Below are 24,448 nucleotides of genomic sequence, written 5' to 3' on the forward strand. Positions count from 1 at the left end.
TTTTTTGGGAAAGGGCTGGTTGCAAAGCGAACATTCTGATCTCATGAAATAAAAGTTATAGTTTTCTCTCAGAAAACTAATACAAAATTAATAAATAAAAACAGAGTAATTTTGTTTTTATTAAACGAAAAAAATTTAATATTCTAGTTTACTCAATTTTTACTTTTAGTAGCAGTATGATACCTGCCGCTATACCCTCATATTAGGTATATAATTCATTAAGTTCTTTGATTTCATCAAAGTATTGAAAAATGACTAAAGCATGAAAGAGAATAATATGCGCCAACACCTAACTATTTTACTTTTATTTGTTGGTATTTTGACCGGATGCTCAGATAGCGACCAAACAATAGTAAGTAAACCAGCAAGCTCTCCTCAAAAAGTGCAACTTAAGTTAGCCAGCTTTACGGAAAAAAGTTGGTTAAGAGCCCAACTACCAATAGATGCTTTGGCTTACCTACGAGTACCCAATGCATGGTTTTTATTTGCTGATGTTGAAAGTGGTTTCAAATATGCCCAAGGTAACGAGCAACATGTAGCTCAACTAAAAATCATCCAACAAGGGCTATATAAAAACATCATTAGTAAAATGGAGGATGCTGTTAAACCTGTTGCTTCATTATTAATTAAACATATAAACGGACCATTTGAAGCAGCTGTATTAAATAATTCCGACAATCCAATGATGCCTTATGTAGTGGTGGCGACCAAGCTTGATTTTAAACAGGTAGCAGAATTTGAAGCTAGCTTTACTCAGTTATTACAACAACAGTCAATGCTTCAGATTATTGACAAAATTGATGCACAAGGAAATGGCAGCATTCAATTTGCCCCCATGGGAGTAAATGGACAATTTCAATTCAATGCTGAAACAGGCAATTTTCAATTAATTGCAGCGATGGGAGCCCAGCCAGATAAGCTAAAAAATATGTTAAAGAGCCTGGTAATAGTCAAAGAGCACCCGATGTATGCAGTTGAAGCGAATATGGATACCAGTGGTAAGGGTTTATTTGGTTACATTAATGCTAAGCTTATTTTTCCTATTGCCCAGAAAAGCATGTCACCTGAACAACTAACAGGGTTAAAAATGTCTGGGCTAGACAAAGTTAATGCATTAGCCTTTGGCTATGGGGCAAGCTCTGATAAAACCCGTTTAAAAGTTGTCGCAGAAATGCCGGTAGCAGGTTTTAGGGCTTATTTACCTAGCGTTAAAAATCGTTTTGATCTTTCAGCTAGAGGTGAAATTGACTCTATTGGTATTTTATCATTACCCACAGAAGCCCAATACAGACAAATTGAAGCAACAACTGTAATGGTTAAAGGCTCATCTCCAGAATATTTCAAAGCTAAAGACGAGTTTAAAAAACAAACTGGTTTTTCTATTGAGCAATTACTTTCAATACTTGGGCCGGAAGTCATTTATTTTTCTGACGAGGTAAGTGACTTTATTGCCGTGAGATTAAGCAAACCTGATCAATTAAAACAGTTAATCAATAATGCGCAACAGAAAAAATGGATAGATTATCAAGAACATACAAAAAATGGGATTACGGTAAAACATATCTCAACACCTTTTATGAACCTCGATAAATGGAGCAACACTATAAGTCAAAAGTCTCCTGTACTAGGGGAAATTGTTGCTCAATTAAAAACCCATTACTATTGGATTGAAGATAGTGGATACATGGTCCTCTCTGCTGTACCACAGCCATTAATAGAGCGAGCCAGCAGAAAAGACATCAATAATATTGGCGAGTGGTTAACTCAATTCCAGAAACAAGACTTATCCAGCGCATTTTTAGGGTACTCTACTTCAAAAGTAAAGTTATCTCGGACGTCTTATCATGTATATATACAGCTACTCAACATATTGGCTGATATTAGTGGTGCGCAAGTAGACATTTTCTCATTACCTCATGCAGGCCAACTTGGTTTTGCCGACAAAGGTAGTCTTGGAGTTAATCTGGATTTTAATGAAAACTACCTAGCATTAGAGTTTAGCTTTGAGCAAAGTATTCTCGATTTACTTTATGTAGGTGATTACAAAGTTGTTGCCATGATAGGTATACTAGCCGCAGTGGCAATACCAGCTTATCAAGATTACACACTTCGTTCTCAAGTATCAGGCGCATATCATTCTGTTCAACCGGTTCAACAAGACATTCGTCGCTTAATTGCCGAAGGTACTCCGTTAATAGAAGTGACAAATGGAACAGGGCAAATATTACCAGCAACTGACTATCAATCTGACTACATTACCTCTATTGAGGTTAATCAAGGTAATATATTTATTAATCTTGGTGGTGAAAAGATGGATGAGAAGCTTCATGGTTTAACATTACAATTTACTGCTCAGCAGGATGAGTCGACAGGTGATTTATACTGGCAGTGCTCCAGCGATGAGATAAAAAATGTATATTTACCTATAGCTTGTCGATAGAAGAAAAACGGGCTACGGCCCGTTTTCTGTATGACTTGATTAGCATTCTCTTGGTTTTTAGTCAATCTTGCAATTAATATCTACTCAGGTCATAATAAACTATCTTTGATCATTATGAGGTATTTTGTGGAATATTTAGGAATTTATCTCATGGTTGTTATTGCTGTACTTATTTTTACAGCTAATGTTTACGCTACTTTTGTAGTAGCTAAAACTTATTTCGAAATTAAACAACGTCGTTTATATCAAATTTTATTTATCTGGCTAGTTCCTGTTATTGGTGCAGCACTGGCAATATATCTTAATCTTGAAGAGTATTTTGAACAAAAACGTTCAACTCAAATAGGCAACAGTCCCAATATTACTGATGCCCAGGCGGTTACTTTTGCCATTGGTTCAGACAGATAAATTTACATTTATACTCAAGAACTAACCATTAGTTGCGCTCCAAACTGTTCACTAGCAATATTACAATTTGGTTGGTTCATCACATTAAGCATTATGTCTCCAAGTGATTTCCGGTAATGCGACGGCTCCCAAAACCACTGCAGAGCTTCACCTTTAGTTTTCACCATAGTTGGCTGTTCATTACCAAACCTACGATCATTAGCAAAATCCCAAAACGCTAAGAAAGGGTGTTTTGACACTTCTAATACGTCAAGCAACATTTGTTGCCATTGTTGATAGTTAGTCGTGTGGTTATATTTATTAATTAAGTTCCAATAATTATTGTGGAATGGGTTAGTAAATATATTTATCTTTATCTTTCTTTGCTTAGTTATCTGTAAAAATGCAGCTAGCTCATCAAATTTATTTGAGCGGTTTCCAGCCTTATCAAATAAGTATGTTGGGCGACTGAGGCGAACATCAAGCTGCGGTAGTTTTTGAGAAAACAAAGCCACAGCTCCCTCTGTATTAATCACAGTTAAATAGTCTCGCGCTGGATTAAAACCATTGTTAGTTCGATCACTAGCTGTAGGTATTTGTTGTATAACCGTTTTGAAACTGCTAAATAATGCATTCAAAGTAAACAGTGATTGATAGTTATCTATTAGATACTGCCACTGATAAATTGTATTTCTATCACCATTCTTCGTATATTTCATTCTTTGAACTGTATATAAACGATCCTCTTTTTGTTGATTATCATATTCCACCTGACCGATTAAAAAATCGGTAAAATCAACACCCAGATAAATTTCTTTAATATCTTTTTGATAAATAAGATTTAGGGCATAATGCAATTGCATTTTTATACTCGCACCTGGTACAGCCAGGTTATAGACTTGTCGCCCCTGAAAACATTGGTGGGTTGGGTCAAGTCCCATTTCAACACGAGAGTTTCCAACTATTAAAGTATCCCACGACATTTTAGATGGTTGATAGGCTTTTGTAACACGAACATAGTTATTAATATCAGCCTTATAATAGTTAAGACCTGATATTCTTGGGGTACCAAATAACAGATAAGGGTCAACAAGCCAGTTAAATAATATAACCATCGAAGCTAAACAGCCACCTAGCCAGAGAACTTTGCTTAAGTATTGCTTTGCATTCATGATTAGAGCTTCCTTGTTAAAACTGGAAATATAAAAACTCAGATGTCTGGGTAAAGGTTAAAATACCAAAAATCAGCATCATGGCTGTTTGGGCAATCCAGCGATTATTATAATCCCACTGATACCAACACTTGTGGCCAATCTGAAAAGGGATAGTGGTGTCACAAGAAATTTTTTCTTTTGTTGAAAATACTTCCACTACATTGGGTGCTTTCAGCGCAATTATTGCGGCTCCTATAACCCAGACTGCATTTAAGACTAGTTGTTTACCACCCCCTTGTGAGGTACCAACATTTATTGCTGTAAGCCAATGAGTGAATTCACCTAACCGAGCATGGATACCTGATGGTAAGTTAGCACCATACCCCCCAATCATAGCAAAGAGAATAATATTAGCTTGTTCAATAGTAGGGGCACGAAAATAGACCCACCCCACAACCACCGCTAATAGTGTGAGTAGCCAACTAAACAGATGGTACGCTTTATATTTTTGTATGGAAAGGTTAAGTGTTTTCTGCAAGTGTGACCAAGCATGGTTAACAATCAAATAAAAACCATGTAAACATCCCCAGACAATAAAGGTCCAGCCAGCTCCATGCCAAAGACCACCCAGCACCATAGTTATAAATAGATTGGTATAGCGTCTAATTTTACCATGGCGGTTGCCACCAAACGCAATATAAAGATAATCTCTTAAAAAACGAGACAGTGTAATATGCCAACGCCGCCAAAACTCTACAATGCTGATTGATTTATAAGGGGAAAAGAAATTGATAGGAAGCTTAACACCAAATAGTCTCGCACACCCAATAGCCATTTCAGAGTAGCCAGAAAAGTCAAAATACAACTGTAGTGTATAAGCTAATGCGCCCCCCCAGGCTGTAAAAAAGTCAATTTTTTCAGTTAAGTTACTACTATCAAATACTGGGCTGACATAAAGAGACAGGTTGTCAGCTATAACCGTTTTTTTGAACAGGCCGATAGCAAATATGGTAATGCCAATGGCAATGTTTGCTGCCTGAGGCTTAAGATTCTCTGGCTGTAAAAACTGAGGTAGCATTTGTTTATGATGAACAATCGGCCCCGCAATTAACTGTGGAAAAAAACAAACAAACAGACAGTAATGCAAAAAACTGTATTCCTTTGTCTCTCCTTTCCATGTATCCACTAAGTAAGCAATTTGTTGAAATGTGAAAAATGAAATAGCAAGTGGTAATACGATATTGGTTATATTCCACTGTGTGGTTAACATTAGATTGATATTTTCAACAAAAAAGTTTGCATACTTAAAGTAGCCAAGCAGGCCAAGGTTAATGCAAATACCAAAGCTAAGTAACCTCTTTGACCTTTGATGTCGGCTTTTGTTATTAACAACCTTACTTAGCCGTTTTCCAATGTAATAGTTAAATACAATTGAAAACAGAATTAGTGGTAGATAGGCGGGGTTCCAGAATCCATAAAAAAATAAAGATGCAAATACCAGTACTGCCAAACCATATTCAAGTGAATACTTCCTTACAATAAAGAAATAACTAAATAATGTGATAGGCAAGAACAAGAAAAGAAATTCAAATGAGTTGAACAGCACTACATCATTCCTTGAATTAATTACTGCTATTAAAAGTTTACTGTTTGCGACTGCATACTAATCGCTAGTGCTCCATGTGTAATTAAAAGCCATTTATTTTCTGGCAGAGCACTTTTCCGCAGGCATAGTAGACCTACATCAAGAAAAAGTAACACAGTCAGAAGATAAATGGAAAAAAGTTATTACCTTATATAAATCACCTAGTGTAAACTACCCAAACCATACCTCTGATTGAAGCCATAAACCAACCAATATCAGGCTTAATGCAAAGCTGTAGTTTACATATTGTAAATAACTTGACTTAGTAATTAGTTTTATTATTAATGCACCCATTCCAATCCAAACAATGTGAGTCAGGATATTTAGCCCAGACAACATGACAATCATGATCGCTATGCCATATTCCCCATACTCTTCTGCTGACTGATCAGTAAATAGGGTAAACATCAATATAACCATCAACCAGCCTTTAGAGTTGAATAGCTGTAAAATGATACCGTCTTTAAATCCAAAGTAGCTTGCTTGTGTTGAAGTTGTCTCATTTAGAGGCTTGATGAATTTCATCGCTAACCAAAAAATATACAATGAGCCTATAACCTGAAAATATGCGATGACTTCGGGATAAACAGCTAGTGTAGAACCAAGCCCTACACCAACGAGAATGGATTTAATCAGTACAACAGAATCTACCCCTAACATTAAAGGAAACGATTTTCTTAACCCGACATTCGCTCCATTTGCAGCAAACATTATGTTTGCTGGGCCTGGACTAAATACCAATGGGAACATTACGGCCAACCAACTAATAATAAAAATCATTTTACTTGTCCCCCTTTAAAAGCAGAGTAAAAACCACAAGCAGACTATTTGCATCAATGCCTCCAGAAAGGTTTACTTCCTTCCACAACGGCTTGTTGCTTAGAAATTCCCAAGTCTTGCAATTCATGCATGTCTAGTTGCAATAGTTGTTTTCGGGTTCGTAAACGATGCTGCCAGCAACCCAAGTGATCAGGGAGATGGCGAAAAAACGCTCTTACTTTCATACCGCTCTCCTCGAAGCTATAAGCTTTTAGACTGAGATATCCCTTTGCTGGGTGTTTAAAATAGTAAGGCTTCCCAAAAAATCATTACAGATTCAAATATTTTTATTTATAGCAGTACAGATAAAGACAAGCTCTTTCTGTACTGTTACTATTGTGTCTAATCTGTACTGTTTTTTTATTCTGTACTATTAAAGTGTACTGATCGTGTTATGGAAGAGATCTATTGGGTGATGCTATGAAGCTCTATGAAAAAGTGGCTGAGGAGCTAAGCCAACAAATCAGCCAAGGCTACTATCAAGTCGGGACTAAGCTCCCCTCCATTAGGTGCTTGAGCAAAAATCATAGTATCAGCATTTCTACTGCTCAAGAGGCATATCGACTACTAGAAGACCAAGGAATTGTCGAGGTAAAACCTAAATCCGGCTACTATGTACGCCAACAAAATAGCCCACCTAAGTTGCCAGAGATCAGTCGTCCTATTCAACGCCCAATTGATGTCTCTCAATGGCATCAGGTTTTAGACCTCCTAACCAGCCATAATCGGCATGGTGAAGATTTGATTACTTTGGGCAGAGCACTACCTGACTATCATACAGCTACCCTACAGCCACTATTAAGAACCATGGCAAGCCTTACCCGAGATGTGGATAACCTTGGTAGGAGTCAGGAGGAGTTGAATGGTCTAGAAGCACTCAGAGTTCAAATTGCCCGACAGATGATGCATTCTAGCTGTCAGTTACATCCAGATGACATCATTATCACTAACAGCTGTCAGGAAGCCCTATCCATTAGTATTCGAGTCACCACCAAACCGGGCGATGTTGTTGCTGTAGACTCACCCAGTTTCTATGGCACTATGCAGACTCTTAGATCATTACAATTAAAGGTGTTAGAAATTCCAACCCACCCAGAAACAGGTATTAGTATTGAAGCACTTGAACTAGCACTTGAGCAATGGCCAATTACCGCTGTTCAAGTAACCCCCAGCTGTAATAACCCTCTGGGTTACACCATGCCAGATAATAGAAAAAAACAGTTGTATCAGCTGGCTCAACGCTTTGATATTGCTATTATTGAAGATGATATTTTTGGCGACCTTTCTTACAACACACCCCGATCTAACACAATTAAATCATTTGACCAAGATGGCAGGGTCATACTTTGCAGCTCATTTTCCAAAACAATTGCACCAGGCTTTCGCTTAGGTTGGGCAGCACCTGGTCGATATTGTGATTTAGTCACTCACATGAAGTACGTTTCCAGCGGCTGTACAGCAACAGTACCACAACTTGCACTAGCTGACTTCATGGCGCAAGGGGGATATGAACGTCATCTGAGGAAAATGCGCCAACAATATAAACAGTCTCGCGACATCATGTTAGGCTGGTTAAAGCGTTATTTACCGGAAAATATCCGTACCAGTTACCCTCAAGGAGGCTTTTTATTATGGATAGAATTGCCTGAAATGATTGACTCTGTTGAGCTTAACACACGCTTAGCATTACAAAATGTGCAGATTGCTCCTGGAATATTATTCTCTGCTACCGGTAAATACCGAAATTGCATTCGTATCAATTACAGTGGAGAACCATCAGCTCGCCAAGAAACAGCTATTAAAAAAATAGGTGATGAAATATTTAAAATGTTAGATGAACTGGAAACCAATAAGTGACTAATAACAGGCTAGTCACTCATTGGTTTTAATCATACTATTTTAAGACGCCAATTTTCGTAAGGCTGCGTAAAGCAGCTTGATACCAAGCCACACCCATTGGAATCATTACCCCTAAAGTAATAATAGAAAAAGCTAACACCTTATTTAAACTAACTTCTTCATCATAAAACAATGTAGACCCGATTAGCCCAAAAATAGGCACTAATAAATTAAGAGGAGCAATAACAGACATAGGATAAATTGTCATTAACCTATTCCATACCCAATAGCCTAATAGTGTTGTAATAAATGCTTGAAATAGTATTGAGAAGAGCCCTAAACCATTTATTGACTGTACTTCATTAAATACATTCTGGCCGTTAACTAAATAAGCTAAAGCGAATAATGGCAATGGTGCAAACAAACAAGACCACACAATAAAGGCGAACATTTGCTTAATTTGGGCTTTTCTTATAATTAAACTAATACAACTCCAAGCAACTGCTGCAAGCAGACCTAAAATTATACCGACTAGTGTAACTGACCCATCTTCTATAGTTAAAATCATACCTAATCCAACAAAGGCAAATAATAACCCTATTATTCTTGAGTTACTCAGCTTTTCTTTAAGAAACACCACCCCAAAGATTACACTAATAAATACCGTAAACTCTATAATTAAGCCAGCCATACCTGCCGACACACCCGTATAAATAGCCAGATTCATTAGCCCCCACACACCAACACCAAATAGCAGTCCATAGCTGATCATTACTGTTAATTTCACATTGGGTCTTTTAATAAAGAATACGGCGGGTATTGCGGCAAAAGTAAACCTAAACCCTGCAAGAATCAAGGGGTCCATTGCTTCTACACCTAACTTAATGACTGAAAAGTTAAACCCCCATAAACATGTGACAGCAATTGCTATTAGTAAATGTTTAGTTTTCATGGCTAGTACCTGATTTGCAGCGAAACATCGATCAACTTCTATCGAGTTGACAAGTATGGCAGGTGGCCACAAAATACACAGATACAATAATTAAAATTTTTAAGGGTACAGTTATGATGGCACTGTATATCTCTCTTGCTAACTCGATTATTGAAAGTATTCAGTCAGGCAAGCTACCCGTAGGGTTTAAAATGCCATCCATTCGGCAGTTTAAAGACCAGCACCAAATTAGCAAAACCACAGCTTTAAACTGCTATCACCTGCTTCAAGAGCAAGGCTGGCTACAGTCTAAGCCTCAGTCAGGTTTTTATACCTCATTACCGTATGGTAATCAGTCACCGCCACAATTCCCTAAATTTAAAGCAGTTATCGCTAAGCCCAAAGCAATACAACTTGCAGCTGCCGAACAGGATAGTCCCTTTTATGCATCACAGCTGGCACCAGAGTTAACACCTGCAACCTTATTAAACCGATGCTTTAAAAGAGCCAATAGTCGTATTGATAGTGCTATTAACTTATATCCCGAAGCGCAAGGTAATCCAAAACTTATTCGAAGCCTTACCCATCATTTTAGCCAGCAGTACTTTCCTATGGCAGAAACCCTAATTATTACTAATGGTTGCATTGACTCTGTGAAAACAGCTATTGAGGTCACCACTCGCGAAGGAGATGCCATTGCGATTACTTCACCTTGCTTTAATGGCTTGTTGGAATTGCTCGCAAGCACTAAACGGATGGTCGTAGAAATACCCAGTGATAATGGCCAGTTAGATCTTCAACAGCTTGAGCAGCATATGAAACAAGGCAGTATTAAAGCCTGTTTATTAAGTGCTAATCATATCAACCCTCAAGGAGTTTGCTTAACCGTAGAGCAAAAGCAAACCATAGCCAGGCTTGCAGCTCGTCATCACATCGCCATAATAGAAGATGATGTTTTTTTAGAGTTAAGCTATACCAACACACCACCTTTACCGATAAAGCATTGGGATAAAAAAGGTTGGGTATTGTGGTGTGGTTCCATTTCTAAAACGCTCACCCCCAGTTACCGATTAGGTTGGTGTGAGCCAGGGCGGTTTTTTAATCAATATTTAAAAATGCGTCAAGTGCAGTTTTATGGAGTGAGCCAGCCTTTACAAAACACACTCCATGAATTTATTAGCTCAGGGCTCTACTTAAAACATCTAAAACAATTACGGCTGACACTAGCCCAGCAAGTTAAAGACTATTACCAGCTATTACAACAACATTTGCCAACAACTACTCGACTAAGTAAAGCACTGGGCGGCATGGTTATCTGGGTACAGATTCCACACCTCAATAGTCAATCACTATTTAATCTTGCCAAAGATGAAGGAATATACTTTAGACCTGGTAATGAATTTAGTAGCCGTAAGCTATACAATGACTGCTTCCGCATTAATGCAGGCTGGCCTATCAGGCCTCAACCAGGCTTCGATGATGATACAAATGAAAATATAGTAAGAAGAAGGAACTCTCTAATAAAGTTGTGCGAGTTAGTAACAGACACCATTGGTTATTAAGACAGGTCTTTTACTCTTTTAATCCTCAGCAAAAATACTACAAATAGCTTTCTATAATCTTACTACTTAAGAGGCAAAACATTCGCCCTTTAGATAGATTATGCTAGTACAATAATGATTTTTACTTTTCAACTAATGCCTTTTAAAGAATATGAACAGTTTCTTTACAGAAAACAAACTCATTGCCTCTGTGGTAGTTATTGCAATTATTCTCGTTCTGCGTTGGATAGTTATAAAACACTTACAACAACGCCCTGCCGATGAAGAAGAGTTACCACGCAAATGGATAAACAGCACCAAAAATGCTGCCAACTTATTGATTGGCATAAGCTTGATTATCATCTGGATATCCGAACTAAGGTTGATCGCTCTTTCAATTGCTACATTTGTTGTTGCTTTAGTGATTGCTACCAGAGAGTTTATTCAAAGCTTTTTTAGTTCACTCTATCATGCCAGCGCCCGAACCTTTGCGGTTGGTGACTGGATAGTAATCGGTAGTCATTGTGGTGAGGTTGTTAAAAATGACTGGTTAAGCACAACTTTACTAGAAGTAGATTTGGAGGGAGCTAGCTATAGCTATACAGGCAAAACTCTTGTGATACCCAACAATCAGTTGTCTTCAAATACTATTAAAAACCTAAACTTTATGCGCCGCTATGTTACCCATTCATTCTCAATAGTAAGAGACTCTGAACATGTAGATGTGTGCAATGCAAAAGCCTTCATCCTGGAAAAAATTCATGAATACTGTGCACCTTTTAATGATGTTGCATCAAGATACAACAGTTTAATTGGCAACCGAATGGGAGTTGATATACCCGGTCCAGAACCAAGCGTTCGAGTAAGCACCAATAGTGTAGCTAAGAATGTCTTTTCGGTTTCCTTCTTTTGTCCCACTCATGAGGCAGTAAAAGTTGAACAGCAGGTAATAGAAGCTTTTATGCGCTATTGGTATGAGGCCAATGAAAAAGCCAAAGATAGAGATAAGGACAAAGATAAAAAAGAAAGCAAAGCTAAAAAAGTAGAAAAAACGACCAATACAGCTATAGATATAAAAAAAAGCGAAACTGTAACCTAATGGTACCTCTAATAATCAGGCTAAAGTATGGATACAAAAAAAGTGACCGTTGGCTGGCGCGAGTGGGCTAGCTTGCCAGACTTAAACATTAACGCTATCAAAGCCAAGGTAGATACAGGCGCCAAAACCTGTGCATTACATGCCTATTATATTGACCCGTACGAGAAAGATGGAGAAACCTGGGTTAAGTTTGGTATTCACCCTATTCAACTAAACACAGACACCTCTGTAGAATGTCATGCTCGATTAGCTGATCAACGTAGTGTTACAGATTCTGGTGGCCACTCAGAACAACGTTATGTAATTATTACCACACTTGTAGTAGGTAATAAAAAATTTGATGCTGAATTAACACTTACCAATCGGGATTCTATGCGGTTTCGAATGCTATTAGGGCGTAATGCGTTAAATAACCATTTTATCGTTGATCCAGTTGAGTCGTTTTTATTAGGGCCAGGCCTTGGTACTGAAGACACAGATACAGACCAGGAATAAAGTACATTATGAAAATTGGAATTTTATCAAGAAATAGAAAGCTCTATTCCACTAAGCGACTAGTAGAAGCAGCTAAACAACGTGGCCACGAAGTAACTACTATCGATTGTCTCAAGTGTTATATGGACATTACCTCAACCAAGCCTGCTGTTTGGTATAAAGGGGCAAAGCTAGAAGGGTACGATGCTGTTATTCCTCGCATTGGTGCTTCAATTACCAGCTATGGTACTGCTGTCATACGACAGTTTGAAATGATGGGAGTTTACTGTTTAACTGAGTCTGTTGCATTAGGACGGTCACGGGATAAATTAAGGGCACTACAGTTGTTGTCTAGAAAAGGGGTTGGTATGCCTATTACCGGCTTTGCCAACCACCTTGATAACACCAAAGACCTGATCAAACTAGTTGGTGGTGCACCTCTTGTAATCAAACTACTTGAGGGTACTCAAGGAAGAGGAGTTGTATTAGCAGAAACGCCCAAAGCAGCAGAAAGTGTTATTGATGCCTTTCGGGAATTAGATGCAAACTTCTTGGTCCAAGAGTTTATTAAAGAAGCTGGTGGTAGTGATGTGAGGTGCTTTGTAATTGGCAATAAAGTTGTGGCTGCCATGGAACGAACAGCGCAAGCGGGAGAATTTCGCTCCAACTTACATAGAGGTGGTATTGCAAACCTGACTAAGCTAACTCCCACTGAACGGAAAACAGCAATCAATGCAGCACAAACATTAGGGCTGAAAGTATCTGGAGTTGATATTTTACGTTCAAGCCGGGGACCTTTAGTTATGGAGGTTAACTCTTCTCCTGGTTTAGAAGGAATAGAAAAAGCCACCAATAAAGAGGTAGCAGGGGCTATTATTGAGTTTATTGAAGAAAATGCTAAGCCTCATCAGACCCGTACTCGTGGTAAGGGATAGCCTTCTCTTCGCGAATGACCATATGCTAACTAAACATAAATGAAAAACAAACCCATTACAATTAGCGGCGTTACCATCAAGCCTGGTGAACAAAAAACCATTGATATACCCTTAGTAGCAATGGTTACTCATAATAACGTTCAAATGACAGCTCATGTCATACATGGAAAAAGTGCAGGCCCCTGCTTATTTATAAGTGCAGCTATTCACGGAGATGAAATTAATGGCGTAGAAATTATCCGTCGTCTACTCAAGCAAAAACAAATGCAAAGAATTAGCGGTACTATAATCGCTATACCCATAGTGAATGTACACGGTTTTATCACCCATTCACGTTATTTACCCGATGGTCGCGATTTAAATAGAAGCTTTCCCGGAAGTAGCAAGGGATCACTAGCAGCGCGAATGGCCAATACTTTCCTTAAAGAAGTGGTGTCTAAATGTACTCATGGTATTGACCTACATACCGGCTCAAGACATCGAGAAAACTTGCCACAAATACGTGCAGATTTAAGTACTGATGAAGTTAAAGAATTAGCTCACGCATTTGGGGTACCTGCAATTATTAACTCTAAAATTCGTGATGGCTCCCTACGAGCCACTGGTGGAGATGCAGGTATACCTATTTTATTGTATGAAGCAGGAGAAGCCCTTCGTTTTAATGAAGTATGTATTCGTGGTGGTGTGAAAGGAATATTAAATGTAATGCGGCAGTTGCGCATGTTACCAAAGCTGAAAACTAAAGAAGCGCCTAAGGCACCAGTCGTATCTGACAATACCTCCTGGGTACGCGCACCATCCAGTGGAATTTTACGAGTCTTGATCCCCCTAGGTGCCAAAGCAGAAAAAGGGAGTGTATTGGGTGTAATCGCCGACCCATTAGGAGTGGTGGAGTCAAAAGTTACTGCGCTGCAAGAAGGTGTGGTCATCGGCCGCGCCAACTTACCTTTAGTTCATGAAGGAGATGCCCTATTTCACTTAGCTTATTACGAGCATAAAGTAGATGCAGTGGTAAACCAGTTAGAAAATTTCCAGGAACAGCTAGAGCCAGCAACTCCAACTACAGCCCCCCACAAAACAACTGATGGGCCAATCATATAAACTTGTGCCACTTCGGTAAGCATGCAATCAAAAAAATTATTTTCTTTCAAACAAGGTTGTTTTAATAAGAAGAAAATATACAGACACTCGTTGACCATCCTTAACAGATAGTCACAGATATATCTGGGCCTTTAGATTTTAGAATTGTTAGAGGTCCACACAAACCAAAACCATCCAAAGCAAACAATGTGATGGCTGAGCCTATTGAGTTTACCTCTAGATAGTAGATTATATTGAGCTATTCAATGACACGAACATTAACAGCACATGGCCCTTTTTTACTTTGACCTATTTCAAACTCTACTTTGTCACCGTCTTGTGGCTCATGGCCTTGAATCTCTGAGACATGGAAAAATAGATCTTTGCCTTCACTTGGAGTGATAAAGCCAAAACCCTTGGTTGCATCAAAAAACTTAACTTTACCTGTGCTCATTTGTATCTCGTATTTATTTGAGTTCAGAGTGATTTATAAGCGCTAATGAGGAATAAATCAAGTCAAGGACTAAAGCCATGTGTACGCATGATTGCCTTGTCTAAACCTTGCTTTTTCAAAAGAGCAAAGCCTAACTCAAACTCCAGATGAAGCTGGTCTGTATTTGGTATTGCCTTAGAAATTACTAGGTGTACAGTAATATCCTTAATCATCAGAGGGTGCTGTTTATACTGATTTGCTAAGGAGGGGAATGCTGTACTGGCGTAATACTGCATCACTCTACTATCAGCTGTTACTAGGTCTAATCGGTTAATCGTCAAAAGCTTGATATTTTGTTTTGCACTGACATTTTCAAATTTATCTAGGTATTTTGCATCATTAAATTCATCTGAATAATAATAGCCCCTGACTATACCGATTTTATACTGACTCAGTTCTTGTAGTGAGGTGAAAGATATATTCGAGGACTTTTTACTATAAAGATATTGCCTGCTATGGCATATCACTGACGAGTATTTAAAATATTGTTCTCTTTCTGGAACATAGTATGCGCCAAGAAGCCCTTGATACTTCCCCTGTTTAGTGAGTTCAAATGCTCGTTTCCATGAAGTAAAGACAATACGAACTTTTTTACCTTGAGATCGGTAAGCTTCTTTGACTATCTCAGCGAAAAAACCACCATTTTTAAGCGTATCATCGTAATAGGGGGGCCAAGACTCTGTAGCAAATAAGTAATCATTATCTTCAGCATAAGTAATGTTGAATAGAGTGACTAAGCACACAGCCAAAAGGTTTTTTCGCATAACTAACTTATAACTACGATTACAACAGTTACTAATACACTATCTAGTGTAGTTCAACCTTACTTTGCCGTTAGGCAATACAAAGCTGAACTCAAGTAAGAGTCATCTGGTTATTGAAGTTTTGCTAGATACACCACCAGCACTAGAATATCCAGTCATGGTTGTGTATTGCCTGCCAAACTATAATAGTGCCAACACCACTAAACAGCATACCAGTTGCTATATTAATATATCCTTCAAATTGATTTATCCACTCTTGCATCTTTTTTGTTGACAAGAAAACGGCTAACAAAGAAAACCATATAAAAGTCAATAGAAATAATTCAGCAGCAATACCAAGCTTAAGTGATATTGAGCTGCTGTTGACCACAAAAGCAGATATTAAGCTAATAAAATATACCAATGCTTTAGGATTAAGCAGATTAGTCATTAGACCTGCCAAATAAACCTGCCATATACCATCATTTTGTTGCTTTTTATCATCTATGCCCAAACTGGTTATACAGCCAGATTTAACCCTGGCCCATCCTGATTTTAATGCGCCGTACCCTAAATATAGAAGGTAAACAGCCCCCACTAATTGTAAACCAGTAAATAGCATAGGCTGACTTTTAATAAGCATACTAATCCCAAGAATAGACAGCAAAGTATGTATTAATACACCGCTGGCTAAACCCAATGCAGTAATACCAGCAAGCTTTCTGGATAGAATAAGGTTGTCTCTGGAAAGACTGTTTCTTAATACCAGGGCAAAGTCTGGGCCTGGGCTAATCAAGCCACCTAAATGGATTGAACCCACAGTTATTAACAGCATAACATCAGTCATTTATTTTCCTATCTTATACTTATGGGCACTTCTAAAAAAATTATTTTAAGAAAACAATGACAGGAGGGATTGTAAATTATTGCAGATACTGTTTTTAACAGTATCTATGTTTTATAGGTGCTGTAAAAGGGAAGGAGCAATACCAAAGGCCTGCTTAAACGCACGATTAAAGTGGCTTTGGTCATAGAAACCGACAGCTTGGGCTGCATCACAGATAGTAAGGCCTTTTTCTAATAGTTTCATACTATGCTCTAACCTCAAGCATTTTAGATATGCGTGAGGAGTAATGTGCATAGCCTGTTTAAATTGACGCAAAAACTGGAAACGGCTTAGCCCTAATAAATCAGCCAAAGTTTGTAAATGGATTTTACCATCCATATTGGCTACTAAATATTCTTTAATCAAGCTAAGTTGTTGTCCGCTCAATGCAGGTGAAGCTAAACCAAAAGATGGCTTCCCTTGATAGCGAAGTAAGTCAGCAATACATGCTAACAGCTCTCCATCAATCGCTAATGCAGCACCACCAGACTCCATAAGATGATGTAACTGTATAACTTTTTGAAATAACACTGGCTCAGGAACACTTGGCTCGCTGAAAAAAGGCAGCGTTCCTGGTTTATCTGCGATGTCATCTACCCAGGTCTGCATCAATGATGGACTAATTGCTAGCACTCTTACTTGGTAGCCTTGCTTCTCCAGGCTATGACCATCATGAGACTCATCAGGGTTGATAATAGATACCTGACCAGGAGCCAGATTATAGCTGCTACCACGATGAAAGAAGCACTGGCAACCTTGTTGGACTACACCAATATGATAGTCAAGATGAAAGTGGCGTTGAAACTGAAACCTTACATAGTGGGCTACACTAAGGTTCAGCCCTTCACAGGATTCCAACTGCCAACGTTTAACTTCATCTGCCTTCATCACCCGCCTTCATCATTACTTGATAAGTATAACTTAAAGGAGTATATCGCTTTGCTTACTATGAGGCTTGTAAAAAATTGCAGAGGAACTGAGCCTAAACTTAGCTCAAATTTGCATAAACATGCCCATGCTGAAAAATCATATAAAACTCTTTTAAGTTATAGATCACAGTCATTAATCAAAATTCTCATAAAATAATCACATAATTTAAAATCATACATTCAACACAATAAAAATAATTTTAAACTACCAACAACTATAATTATTTACAACATCAATTACCTACAACATCAATTACCTACAACATCAATTACCTACAACATCAATTACTTATTGTATTTTTAAGATATTGTTTACACAACAATTGGGTACTATATTTTAAATAGTTAAAACCAGTTTTAAAAATGTGACAACATACATCTTATAAATAGAAAATACGCCTCATCACCAAGAAATCTTAAACTAATAAACTTACAGTTAAATTCAATAGCTCTTTGTTCATACTACACAGACAAATTAATAGATTAGATAGCCTTCGGTTTAAAAACTAACTTTTAGAAAGTGCAGGGCTTGGAGATTAAACATAATGAAAGCTTTTCCTTATATTACATCCTTAGTCTTCTATATACCAATTGCTATAAACACTATAGCAGGGGCTGATACCCTTTACCCCAAACAGCTAGAAGCAATAAAAGGGGCGTTTAGTGATGATCAATCGATTAAGGTGCTTAGTAAACTAGACCAAACCGGGAATGAGGATGATTGGTACCGCTACATTGAAGTAAAACCTGATCACGAAAAATTTAAAGGTTTATTAAAATTTAATTATGAAGAATACGACAAAAACTGTGAAATTAAAGAGTTACGCGTAACACTAAATACACTTGGCGAACCTCTCGAACAACAGAAACAAGTTGTATCAATTAAAAATTTCAATAGTGATGGCTGGCACCGTCTAGGAATAAACCAGGACGCTAACTCATGGGCTTGGTTTAAACACAGCTATGTTCTCAATGACAATGTTAATCACTATATTAACGATGATGGTATGGTTGAAGTAATGTTTCATACCAATAATGACTATGATGTAGTAAACATTGATTATGCAGCAATACAATTACAACCCAGCACTGATTGCGATGATAACCCAACACCCACTCCTAATCCAGACCCAAAACCTAACCCTGGCACAAAAAAAATGACGTTAAATGAAGCCAAATATTGGGTGTATAAAATACAACACATAAGCAAGAAAGAGCATGAACTAGTTAATAGCCTATTTGATGTTTATGTATTGGAAGTGACAACAACCGAGCAAGGAATGGAAGACTACGATATTTCTGGTCTAGTTCAACGCATTAAGCAACACAACATTAAAAAGCGTGGTGTAGAGCCATTAGTGTTAGCTTATATTGATATAGCCCAAGCGGAACAGTGGCGTTGGTATCATAAAACATCAGCAGACAAAAACATGATTAATCGTTTATCTGTAGGGGATGACCCTAATGGTTGGGAGGATATTACCGTTGTTAAATTTTGGGAAAAAGCCTGGGAAGATATTGCTATATATGGCTATAAAGGCAGGAGCCACGTTCAAGAAACGTTAAAGCACAGCTTTGATGGTATTTATATGGATTGGGTAGAAGCATTTAGTGATGACCGAATTGTCAATATTGTTGGTAATAAAAGTGCCAGTGCTAGCCGAATGTTTCAATTTATTGAAAAGATTCGCAACTACGCTCGTTCGCCAGCCACTCCAAACCATAACCCAAACTATTTAATTGTTGCGCAAAATGCTTCAGATTTATATGAAGAAGATCGCTCTCGCTACTTAGGTGTAATGGATGCAATTGCTGTAGAAGCCATTTGGTACGATGGTGATAGAGGCTTTGACGATTGGAATGAAGACCGAGGTTATAACGTGCCAACCAATGATCTCTACCCTGGATGGACTGAAGAAGTAGAAGAAGACCTGGCTGATATGAAAGGATCACTACCCATATTCTGCGCAGAGTATGCGCAAGGCAACCTAGCTAAAAAGGTGTACACCAAGCTAGCACCTAACGTATGTATTCCATACGCAACTCGTCGTTCACTTGGAGAAATATCAAAAGACTTGCCTCAAGGTTACATCGACAGAATCAATCAACATAATAATTAGGCCATAACTCACTTTATTTATACTGGGGCAAGCTTGCCCCAGCTCTTCCATAGTTTATTACCTCACCCATTACAACAAGAAGCCTACATTTTAGGTATTCTTCCAGTGTAGGTATTTTTACTAACGCCTAAAAATGAATTATGGCTGATATATGCCAAGAGTCTTTGATATTCTAAAAAACTTGGTTAAAACCATAATATTCCAACATCAGTTTTTCTGTGTCCCCTTGGTAAGCATGCGTGACTCGTACAAACCTTCCCTGATAGCCTAACCTCAACAGTTATCAGCCTTGTTGAGGATAATAATGACCGAAGCAGCAACCCCCACCGAATCTCCATTAACTCTTGAGGCAGTGCAAGCCAAGTTTGAGGCCTGGCGACAGCGACCAGGTAAACGTCAACCATTTCCAAAGGCATATTGGCGTGATGTTATTGCACTTCAGGAGTACTATAAAATATCAAAAATATTATCCACTTTACGGATCAGCCATGCTCAATTAAGGGTGCAAGAGCAAAGATTAAATGGTAAAGCTAAGTCAACTGAAAGAGCAGTTCCACCAGCCAATGAGTTTATTAAAGTCGATTTTAGTGGTGAAACAGCAAAATCATCTGCAACAGAGTCATGTTTGCCAGAGACTTTATCCGTTGAGCTAACGCGGCCTGATGGCACTGTACTAAAGGTGAGTGCAATATCATCACAAGCCGTTGATGCATTAATTACACGGTTTATTGCTTAATATTATGCTGCAACTAACGCCTCAGCATCGGCTGCTATTGGCAGTAAAACCGGTAGACTTCCGAAAAGGAATCAACAGTCTTATAGCTCTTTGTAAATTGCAATTGAGTGAAGAAGCCGATTCGGGGACCATTTTTGTCTTTACCAATCGACGTAAAGAAGCGGTTAAATTATTAGTCTACGATGGTCAAGGGTTTTGGCTTTGCATGAAACGCTTCTCCCAGGGCAAATTAAAATGGTGGCCAAAGGCTGGTGACACTACTTATAAAATCAGTGCTAAAGAGCTACAAATCCTCTTATATCAAGGCGACCCGAGACGCGCTGCCATTATGGAAGATTGGAAATCAGTTGCCGCTTAATGGTTTTTAAATGAGTGTGAATATTATGCGGCGAGTGGAGTTTCCTCTACCAGTGCTTGTAATGTTTGTTGGTAATTCCAGGGCAACCAAGCAAATGGGTCTTGTTTTACTTGCGCTTGGTGTTGCTGTAATGCCGTTAAATAATCAATGGGGTTAATACCATTCTTTAAAGCAGTATGGATAACACTCATTAATTCACTACCCACTTTGGCACCATTGAGGGTTTTGTGGAATAAGCTGCTTTTCCGAATACGGATAGCCAGCTTCAAAGCACGCTCAACTGTATTGGTATCCAACGGTGCACCGACGTGGGTTAAAAACCGAGTCAATGTGTCCCAGCGTTTAAGCCAGTAGCGGTAGCTTTTCGCTAAGGGCGTTTTAGGCTCTTCTACCGCCAATTGCTGCTCCATCCACTGCTTCATTTCTTCCATCAATGGCTTGCTTCTTTCCTGATGGAAAGCCAGTCGGTCTTCAGGGGATAGTGTATGCTTTTTGCAGTGAGCTTCGTTAGCATAAACTTGCCCAACCGTATCCAAGACGAGTGTAGCCTGATCAGGATAATCGGCTTCAAGCTCAACAAATTTTCTGCGACCGTGTACAATACAGTGACAGACAATGGTTTCTAAGGCTTTATCAACATTATTCTGAGATAAGGCATCGCAAGCTTGAAACGGGATAGGTAAATCCTCCTCCCGCTTATTTAATACATCGGTTAGGTTTTGCCCCGCATTTTTGAGGCCGGAGAAAAATAAATAGATAGGATGACCTTGATGATCCGCTACCAGACCGGTAGTAAATGTGCCTTTTTTATCTGGCTTATCAGGATTCACCTCCTTACCCGTCATTACTGATTGCACTTTGACTGTCGTATCATCCTGAAAGAATAAAGGGCTTTGTGCCCCTAAAATGATGCAGGCATTAAAAACATAAGTCGCGACTTGGTGAACATCAACACACAACCCCCATTGAGTCGTATCAGGGATAGGAGCTCCCGTCTGTTGTTGCCACTGAGCAAGTCTATACAGGGGAAGGCCTATTTGGTATTTTAAAACAGCAACCATCGCCTTGGCTCGCTCATCATATTTCTCAGTGATATTGATACCAGCAGGCAACGGTGTTGTATAGAGCTCACCGCATAACCCACAACGTAACCGTTGTCGCTCATAGCGAATGGCATTGAATAGTTGCCCACCCTCAATTCGGACAAAGACACCAGGCTTCTTGATTTGATAGAGCCTACCGCCACATTGAGTAGGACAAGGATCACCTGCTGTATAGTCAGGATGACTCAGTTCAACGGTTTCAGCGGCGGTATAAGCACTGGCAGGTAATCGACCATGACCAGGGCATTTAGGTTTATCTGTCGTATTGGCACTTGACTTAGGCTGGCTGTTGTCAGCCTTATTGGTATCATTATCCTGACTGACGTTACTTTCAATAGATGGCTCATCAGATTCAGTGGGTGGCTTTTTACTGCGAGAACGTTTCTCTGACTGGATACCAAATGCTTTTTTAAGGTTGTTAATACTGATTTTGGAGAATGTCAGTTGTTCCTGAAGCCATAAACACAGCTCCAATACACCGATAACTAAAATCTTGTGTGCCTCTGTTAAATTTGACTGCTCAATGGCCAGGCGTAATTGTTCAAAGCCTTCGACGGTTAGTGTCTCAATTTTGGGTGATTTCATTACAACGATAAACGGCTGTCAACTAGATGTGAGCAGCGTACTAGAGCGGATAGGTGATTGAATAGACGATATTAATCGTATAATGTGTAAGTTATTTACTGTTATAGTCGTGAGCTTTAAAGGGGTAGAGGTTTCAGTCAAAATAAGGCCGCAACGGGTACATCATACTGATGTTTATTAAAAGCTAGTGAGCAAATTATATGAGCAACTACACTAAAGATCATGAATTCTTCAAGCGAGCAGACGAAATAATTAGTCTTGCTAACACTCAATGTGACAGTACAGCAAATGAAAGTGTAAGCTTATCTCTACTTTTCGCTGCAGCTAGATTTAATGCTTTTATTGTAGCCTCGTCAGTCAGGAACATTGAAGAATTAAAAGCGGAAAAACCAGAAGCAGTAAAATATTTTAAAGAGCAATATGAAAAAATGCTTGTTGAAAACATTGATGAATATATTAAAAACTACAGTAACAACATTGAAAAACAAAGAAGTCAATATTAGGAGGAGCTTACTTGAATAATTGCCTTAGTCTGCTCAGTTGAAGCCTAAAGTAGACCATATTCCCTTGGAAACCCTGCATCGATGCTTAAAATATTTCTACTATTGCATGGTTGCCGAGGGAACACGTTTTTCTTAGCTATAATCCCCCCAAATTAAGCAACCTGTGTAGTTTATTGTTCGGAGTAGTTATGAGTTCTCAACAAAACCCTTATTTATCGCCAAAAACAAATGTAATATCAAAGACAGAAGAGGTGAGTGTTATTCCCAAGTTTTTTGGCTATAAAGGAAGAATCAATAGACTTAGATACTTTGTTTACAATTTTCTTTTTTCTTTTGCTACTGCCTTTATCTCACTTTTCGCTTTTATTCCTATATCTATCATAGCAGCTCTTAGTGGAGGTTCTTCTGGTGCTGCCATGGCAATGGGAGGCTTTTCTATTTTTTTATATATTGCAGTTTGCCTTGTATCATTAGTCTATTTTATCACCATTAGCATACGACGTTGCCATGATCTAAATAAAACTGGCTGGCTTACTCTACTAATGGCAATACCCGTTGTAGGATTCTTTTTATATCTTTATCTGCTTTTTGCTAAAGGAACAGAAGGAGCAAACAGATGGGGAGCCGAGGTTATACCTAGTCCAACTTGGCATAAAGTGATTGCATGGTTATTCGCCGGATTGATTATTTTTTGTGTTATCATTGGTTTTATTGCTGGAATTGCGAATGCTATACGCTAACTGTCTAGTTAAAATTTATTGATTGTAAGTCATTACTTTTTTAGTGGTTTTTGACGGTTATTATTCTCTGTGATAGCTTTGCCACCACCATATTAGTGTATGGTGGTAGGTATTAACTTTAATAAAATAGCATAGCCAAAGTAACTCTATACAGTTTAGGGAAAGCACTGATGTTGCCTATTACTGCTTCAAAGCAAAGTACAACTATATCCACACCAGCACAATGTCAATCATCAACGGCTCAAAACATTCATAATGGACGTCAGATACAATTAGTTACGCCTCAGCAAACTAATGCTACAAATGTATTTTATCAACCCTCACAAGCCTTAGTCCAAGCTACAAATGATCTAACTTCAAAGCTAAAATTAACAACTGGTTTTTCGTTTTTATCTTATCAAGATATTGATAAATCAAAGCTATTTTCATTTTTGAATAAAATCTGGGGTGAATCTCATAGTTACTACATGAACGAAACTCACATAAGATTTCAAAATGAACAAGAACTTGACCAGGCAGCCAATCAGTCGGATATTCTTGTATTAATGGATAATGAAAAGCAAAAAATAGCAGGTTGTATTCAACGACATTTTACTTATGATAAAGATAAAGCTTATTTTGGTTTACTCTGTATTGATGACAGCTACCGAGGCAAAAAGCTAGCAGATAAGCTTATAGACAAAGTCGAAACAGATGCTCAGCAAAAAGGGCATGACCAGATGCATATTCTAGTGGTTAAATGTGCCGACAAATTGATCAATTATTATCATAAAAAAGGCTACGAACTTACGGGTAAAGAGATCCCCAGAGAAGCCGAGTGGCTAGAAAAAGTGAAGGATGAGTTTAAAGATAAGGTTTCATTTGTTGAAATGAGAAAAGCGTTATCTTCAAACTAACGCTTTTTGGCT

24 protein-coding genes are annotated in these 24,448 nt (G+C 38.4%); 14 read left to right on the plus strand and 10 right to left on the minus strand.

The window, feature by feature from the left end; genetic code table 11:
• Positions 1–262 precede the first annotated feature (262 nt).
• Together OQE68_RS30535 and OQE68_RS11335 are read left to right on the plus strand one after the other, a co-directional pair.
• On the plus strand, positions 263–2,440 hold the full coding sequence (locus OQE68_RS30535) for a pilin (RefSeq protein ID WP_180566659.1): 2,178 nt from the start codon (positions 263–265) through the stop codon (positions 2,438–2,440).
• A gap of 150 nt (positions 2,441–2,590) precedes the next feature.
• The gene (locus OQE68_RS11335) at positions 2,591–2,848 is read left to right on the plus strand and encodes a hypothetical protein (RefSeq protein ID WP_180566660.1); all 258 of its coding nucleotides are present in this window, start codon (positions 2,591–2,593) and stop codon (positions 2,846–2,848) included.
• Between the two features lie 14 nt (positions 2,849–2,862).
• Here the strand turns inward: OQE68_RS11335 and OQE68_RS11340 are convergent, their stop codons facing one another.
• The 4 genes from OQE68_RS11340 to OQE68_RS11355 form a co-directional block, all read right to left on the minus strand.
• Positions 2,863–3,999: a hypothetical protein gene (locus OQE68_RS11340; protein ID WP_180566661.1), complete on the minus strand. Its 1,137-nt coding sequence runs from the start codon at positions 3,997–3,999 to the stop codon at positions 2,863–2,865.
• A 16-nt stretch (positions 4,000–4,015) separates the two neighbouring features.
• A complete protein-coding gene (locus tag OQE68_RS11345; protein ID WP_180566662.1) occupies positions 4,016–5,587 on the minus strand; it encodes an MBOAT family O-acyltransferase in 1,572 nt (523 codons plus the stop codon).
• Positions 5,588–5,797: 210 nt separating this feature from the next.
• Complete coding sequence (locus tag OQE68_RS11350; RefSeq protein WP_180566663.1) at positions 5,798–6,406, minus strand: LysE family translocator; 609 nt, start codon at positions 6,404–6,406, stop codon at positions 5,798–5,800.
• A gap of 53 nt (positions 6,407–6,459) precedes the next feature.
• Positions 6,460–6,630: a DUF1127 domain-containing protein gene (locus OQE68_RS11355; protein WP_180566664.1), complete on the minus strand. Its 171-nt coding sequence runs from the start codon at positions 6,628–6,630 to the stop codon at positions 6,460–6,462.
• A 235-nt stretch (positions 6,631–6,865) separates the two neighbouring features.
• Here OQE68_RS11355 and OQE68_RS11360 point away from each other — a divergent pair, with 235 nt between their 5' ends.
• Complete coding sequence (locus OQE68_RS11360) at positions 6,866–8,302, plus strand: aminotransferase-like domain-containing protein (protein WP_180566665.1); 1,437 nt, start codon at positions 6,866–6,868, stop codon at positions 8,300–8,302.
• Between the two features lie 37 nt (positions 8,303–8,339).
• Here OQE68_RS11360 and OQE68_RS11365 read toward each other — a convergent pair whose 3' ends face one another.
• Positions 8,340–9,236 carry an EamA family transporter gene (locus tag OQE68_RS11365; RefSeq protein ID WP_180566666.1) on the minus strand — a complete coding sequence of 299 codons (897 nt, stop codon included), beginning with the start codon at positions 9,234–9,236 and terminating at the stop codon, positions 8,340–8,342.
• A gap of 113 nt (positions 9,237–9,349) precedes the next feature.
• On the opposite strand from OQE68_RS11365, the gene OQE68_RS11370 reads away from it, so the two are divergent.
• The 5 genes from OQE68_RS11370 to OQE68_RS11390 all read left to right on the plus strand — a co-directional run bounded on the left by OQE68_RS11370 (position 9,350) and on the right by OQE68_RS11390 (position 14,365).
• Positions 9,350–10,777, plus strand: coding sequence for an aminotransferase-like domain-containing protein (locus tag OQE68_RS11370; protein ID WP_180566667.1), 1,428 nt, complete (start codon positions 9,350–9,352; stop codon positions 10,775–10,777).
• Positions 10,778–10,928: 151 nt separating this feature from the next.
• Entirely contained in the window at positions 10,929–11,855 is a 927-nt protein-coding gene (locus OQE68_RS11375; RefSeq protein WP_180566668.1) for a mechanosensitive ion channel family protein, read from the plus strand.
• Positions 11,856–11,882: 27 nt separating this feature from the next.
• Positions 11,883–12,350 carry an ATP-dependent zinc protease family protein gene (locus OQE68_RS11380; RefSeq protein ID WP_180566669.1) on the plus strand — a complete coding sequence of 156 codons (468 nt, stop codon included), beginning with the start codon at positions 11,883–11,885 and terminating at the stop codon, positions 12,348–12,350.
• An 8-nt stretch (positions 12,351–12,358) separates the two neighbouring features.
• On the plus strand, positions 12,359–13,264 hold the full coding sequence (gene rimK / locus OQE68_RS11385; protein WP_180566670.1) for a 30S ribosomal protein S6--L-glutamate ligase: 906 nt from the start codon (positions 12,359–12,361) through the stop codon (positions 13,262–13,264).
• Between the two features lie 39 nt (positions 13,265–13,303).
• Positions 13,304–14,365: a succinylglutamate desuccinylase/aspartoacylase family protein gene (locus tag OQE68_RS11390; RefSeq protein WP_180566671.1), complete on the plus strand. Its 1,062-nt coding sequence runs from the start codon at positions 13,304–13,306 to the stop codon at positions 14,363–14,365.
• Between the two features lie 238 nt (positions 14,366–14,603).
• On the opposite strand, the gene OQE68_RS11395 is transcribed toward OQE68_RS11390, so the two are convergent.
• The 4 genes from OQE68_RS11395 to OQE68_RS11410 form a co-directional block, all read right to left on the minus strand.
• Positions 14,604–14,798, minus strand: coding sequence for a cold-shock protein (locus OQE68_RS11395; protein ID WP_266195625.1), 195 nt, complete (start codon positions 14,796–14,798; stop codon positions 14,604–14,606).
• 62 nt (positions 14,799–14,860) lie between these two features.
• Entirely contained in the window at positions 14,861–15,601 is a 741-nt protein-coding gene (locus tag OQE68_RS11400; RefSeq protein WP_180571494.1) for a substrate-binding periplasmic protein, read from the minus strand.
• Positions 15,602–15,743: 142 nt separating this feature from the next.
• Entirely contained in the window at positions 15,744–16,427 is a 684-nt protein-coding gene (locus OQE68_RS11405) for a LysE family transporter (protein WP_180571493.1), read from the minus strand.
• 111 nt (positions 16,428–16,538) lie between these two features.
• On the minus strand, positions 16,539–17,354 hold the full coding sequence (locus OQE68_RS11410) for a helix-turn-helix transcriptional regulator (RefSeq protein ID WP_180571492.1): 816 nt from the start codon (positions 17,352–17,354) through the stop codon (positions 16,539–16,541).
• A gap of 586 nt (positions 17,355–17,940) precedes the next feature.
• On the opposite strand from OQE68_RS11410, the gene OQE68_RS11415 reads away from it, so the two are divergent.
• From OQE68_RS11415 to tnpB, 3 genes are all read left to right on the plus strand, one after another.
• A complete protein-coding gene (locus OQE68_RS11415; RefSeq protein WP_180571491.1) occupies positions 17,941–19,515 on the plus strand; it encodes an endo alpha-1,4 polygalactosaminidase in 1,575 nt (524 codons plus the stop codon).
• A 304-nt stretch (positions 19,516–19,819) separates the two neighbouring features.
• Positions 19,820–20,251 carry a hypothetical protein gene (locus tag OQE68_RS11420; RefSeq protein WP_180571490.1) on the plus strand — a complete coding sequence of 144 codons (432 nt, stop codon included), beginning with the start codon at positions 19,820–19,822 and terminating at the stop codon, positions 20,249–20,251.
• Positions 20,252–20,255: 4 nt separating this feature from the next.
• Positions 20,256–20,609, plus strand: coding sequence for an IS66 family insertion sequence element accessory protein TnpB (tnpB, locus tag OQE68_RS11425; protein ID WP_180571489.1), 354 nt, complete (start codon positions 20,256–20,258; stop codon positions 20,607–20,609).
• Positions 20,610–20,632: 23 nt separating this feature from the next.
• Here the strand turns inward: tnpB and tnpC are convergent, their stop codons facing one another.
• Positions 20,633–22,297: an IS66 family transposase gene (gene tnpC, locus OQE68_RS11430; RefSeq protein WP_266195626.1), complete on the minus strand. Its 1,665-nt coding sequence runs from the start codon at positions 22,295–22,297 to the stop codon at positions 20,633–20,635.
• Between the two features lie 200 nt (positions 22,298–22,497).
• Here tnpC and OQE68_RS11435 point away from each other — a divergent pair, with 200 nt between their 5' ends.
• The 3 genes from OQE68_RS11435 to OQE68_RS11445 all read left to right on the plus strand — a co-directional run bounded on the left by OQE68_RS11435 (position 22,498) and on the right by OQE68_RS11445 (position 24,436).
• On the plus strand, positions 22,498–22,800 hold the full coding sequence (locus OQE68_RS11435) for a DUF3144 domain-containing protein (protein ID WP_180572215.1): 303 nt from the start codon (positions 22,498–22,500) through the stop codon (positions 22,798–22,800).
• A gap of 188 nt (positions 22,801–22,988) precedes the next feature.
• On the plus strand, positions 22,989–23,540 hold the full coding sequence (locus OQE68_RS11440; protein WP_180571351.1) for a DUF805 domain-containing protein: 552 nt from the start codon (positions 22,989–22,991) through the stop codon (positions 23,538–23,540).
• A gap of 170 nt (positions 23,541–23,710) precedes the next feature.
• Positions 23,711–24,436 (plus strand): GNAT family N-acetyltransferase, encoded by a 726-nt coding sequence (locus tag OQE68_RS11445; RefSeq protein ID WP_180571352.1) that lies wholly within the window; start codon positions 23,711–23,713, stop codon positions 24,434–24,436.
• Positions 24,437–24,448: the final 12 nt, after the last annotated feature.

It is taken from the genome of Spartinivicinus marinus, from assembly GCF_026309355.1.
Taxonomy (GTDB): domain Bacteria; phylum Pseudomonadota; class Gammaproteobacteria; order Pseudomonadales; family Zooshikellaceae; genus Spartinivicinus; species Spartinivicinus marinus.

Coding starts and splice junctions, on each gene's coding strand:
- OQE68_RS30535 (WP_180566659.1), top strand. CDS start 263: ATGAAAGAGAATAATATGCGCCAACACCTAACTATTTTACTTTTATTT.
- OQE68_RS11335 (WP_180566660.1), top strand. CDS start 2,591: ATGGTTGTTATTGCTGTACTTATTTTTACAGCTAATGTTTACGCTACT.
- OQE68_RS11340 (WP_180566661.1), bottom strand. CDS start 3,999: ATGAATGCAAAGCAATACTTAAGCAAAGTTCTCTGGCTAGGTGGCTGT.
- OQE68_RS11350 (WP_180566663.1), bottom strand. CDS start 6,406: ATGATTTTTATTATTAGTTGGTTGGCCGTAATGTTCCCATTGGTATTT.
- OQE68_RS11355 (WP_180566664.1), bottom strand. CDS start 6,630: ATGAAAGTAAGAGCGTTTTTTCGCCATCTCCCTGATCACTTGGGTTGC.
- OQE68_RS11360 (WP_180566665.1), top strand. CDS start 6,866: ATGAAGCTCTATGAAAAAGTGGCTGAGGAGCTAAGCCAACAAATCAGC.
- OQE68_RS11365 (WP_180566666.1), bottom strand. CDS start 9,236: ATGAAAACTAAACATTTACTAATAGCAATTGCTGTCACATGTTTATGG.
- OQE68_RS11370 (WP_180566667.1), top strand. CDS start 9,350: ATGATGGCACTGTATATCTCTCTTGCTAACTCGATTATTGAAAGTATT.
- OQE68_RS11375 (WP_180566668.1), top strand. CDS start 10,929: ATGAACAGTTTCTTTACAGAAAACAAACTCATTGCCTCTGTGGTAGTT.
- OQE68_RS11380 (WP_180566669.1), top strand. CDS start 11,883: ATGGATACAAAAAAAGTGACCGTTGGCTGGCGCGAGTGGGCTAGCTTG.
- rimK (WP_180566670.1), top strand. CDS start 12,359: ATGAAAATTGGAATTTTATCAAGAAATAGAAAGCTCTATTCCACTAAG.
- OQE68_RS11390 (WP_180566671.1), top strand. CDS start 13,304: ATGAAAAACAAACCCATTACAATTAGCGGCGTTACCATCAAGCCTGGT.
- OQE68_RS11395 (WP_266195625.1), bottom strand. CDS start 14,798: ATGAGCACAGGTAAAGTTAAGTTTTTTGATGCAACCAAGGGTTTTGGC.
- OQE68_RS11400 (WP_180571494.1), bottom strand. CDS start 15,601: ATGCGAAAAAACCTTTTGGCTGTGTGCTTAGTCACTCTATTCAACATT.
- OQE68_RS11405 (WP_180571493.1), bottom strand. CDS start 16,427: ATGACTGATGTTATGCTGTTAATAACTGTGGGTTCAATCCATTTAGGT.
- OQE68_RS11410 (WP_180571492.1), bottom strand. CDS start 17,354: ATGAAGGCAGATGAAGTTAAACGTTGGCAGTTGGAATCCTGTGAAGGG.
- OQE68_RS11415 (WP_180571491.1), top strand. CDS start 17,941: ATGAAAGCTTTTCCTTATATTACATCCTTAGTCTTCTATATACCAATT.
- OQE68_RS11420 (WP_180571490.1), top strand. CDS start 19,820: ATGACCGAAGCAGCAACCCCCACCGAATCTCCATTAACTCTTGAGGCA.
- tnpB (WP_180571489.1), top strand. CDS start 20,256: ATGCTGCAACTAACGCCTCAGCATCGGCTGCTATTGGCAGTAAAACCG.
- tnpC (WP_266195626.1), bottom strand. CDS start 22,297: ATGAAATCACCCAAAATTGAGACACTAACCGTCGAAGGCTTTGAACAA.
- OQE68_RS11435 (WP_180572215.1), top strand. CDS start 22,498: ATGAGCAACTACACTAAAGATCATGAATTCTTCAAGCGAGCAGACGAA.
- OQE68_RS11440 (WP_180571351.1), top strand. CDS start 22,989: ATGAGTTCTCAACAAAACCCTTATTTATCGCCAAAAACAAATGTAATA.
- OQE68_RS11445 (WP_180571352.1), top strand. CDS start 23,711: ATGTTGCCTATTACTGCTTCAAAGCAAAGTACAACTATATCCACACCA.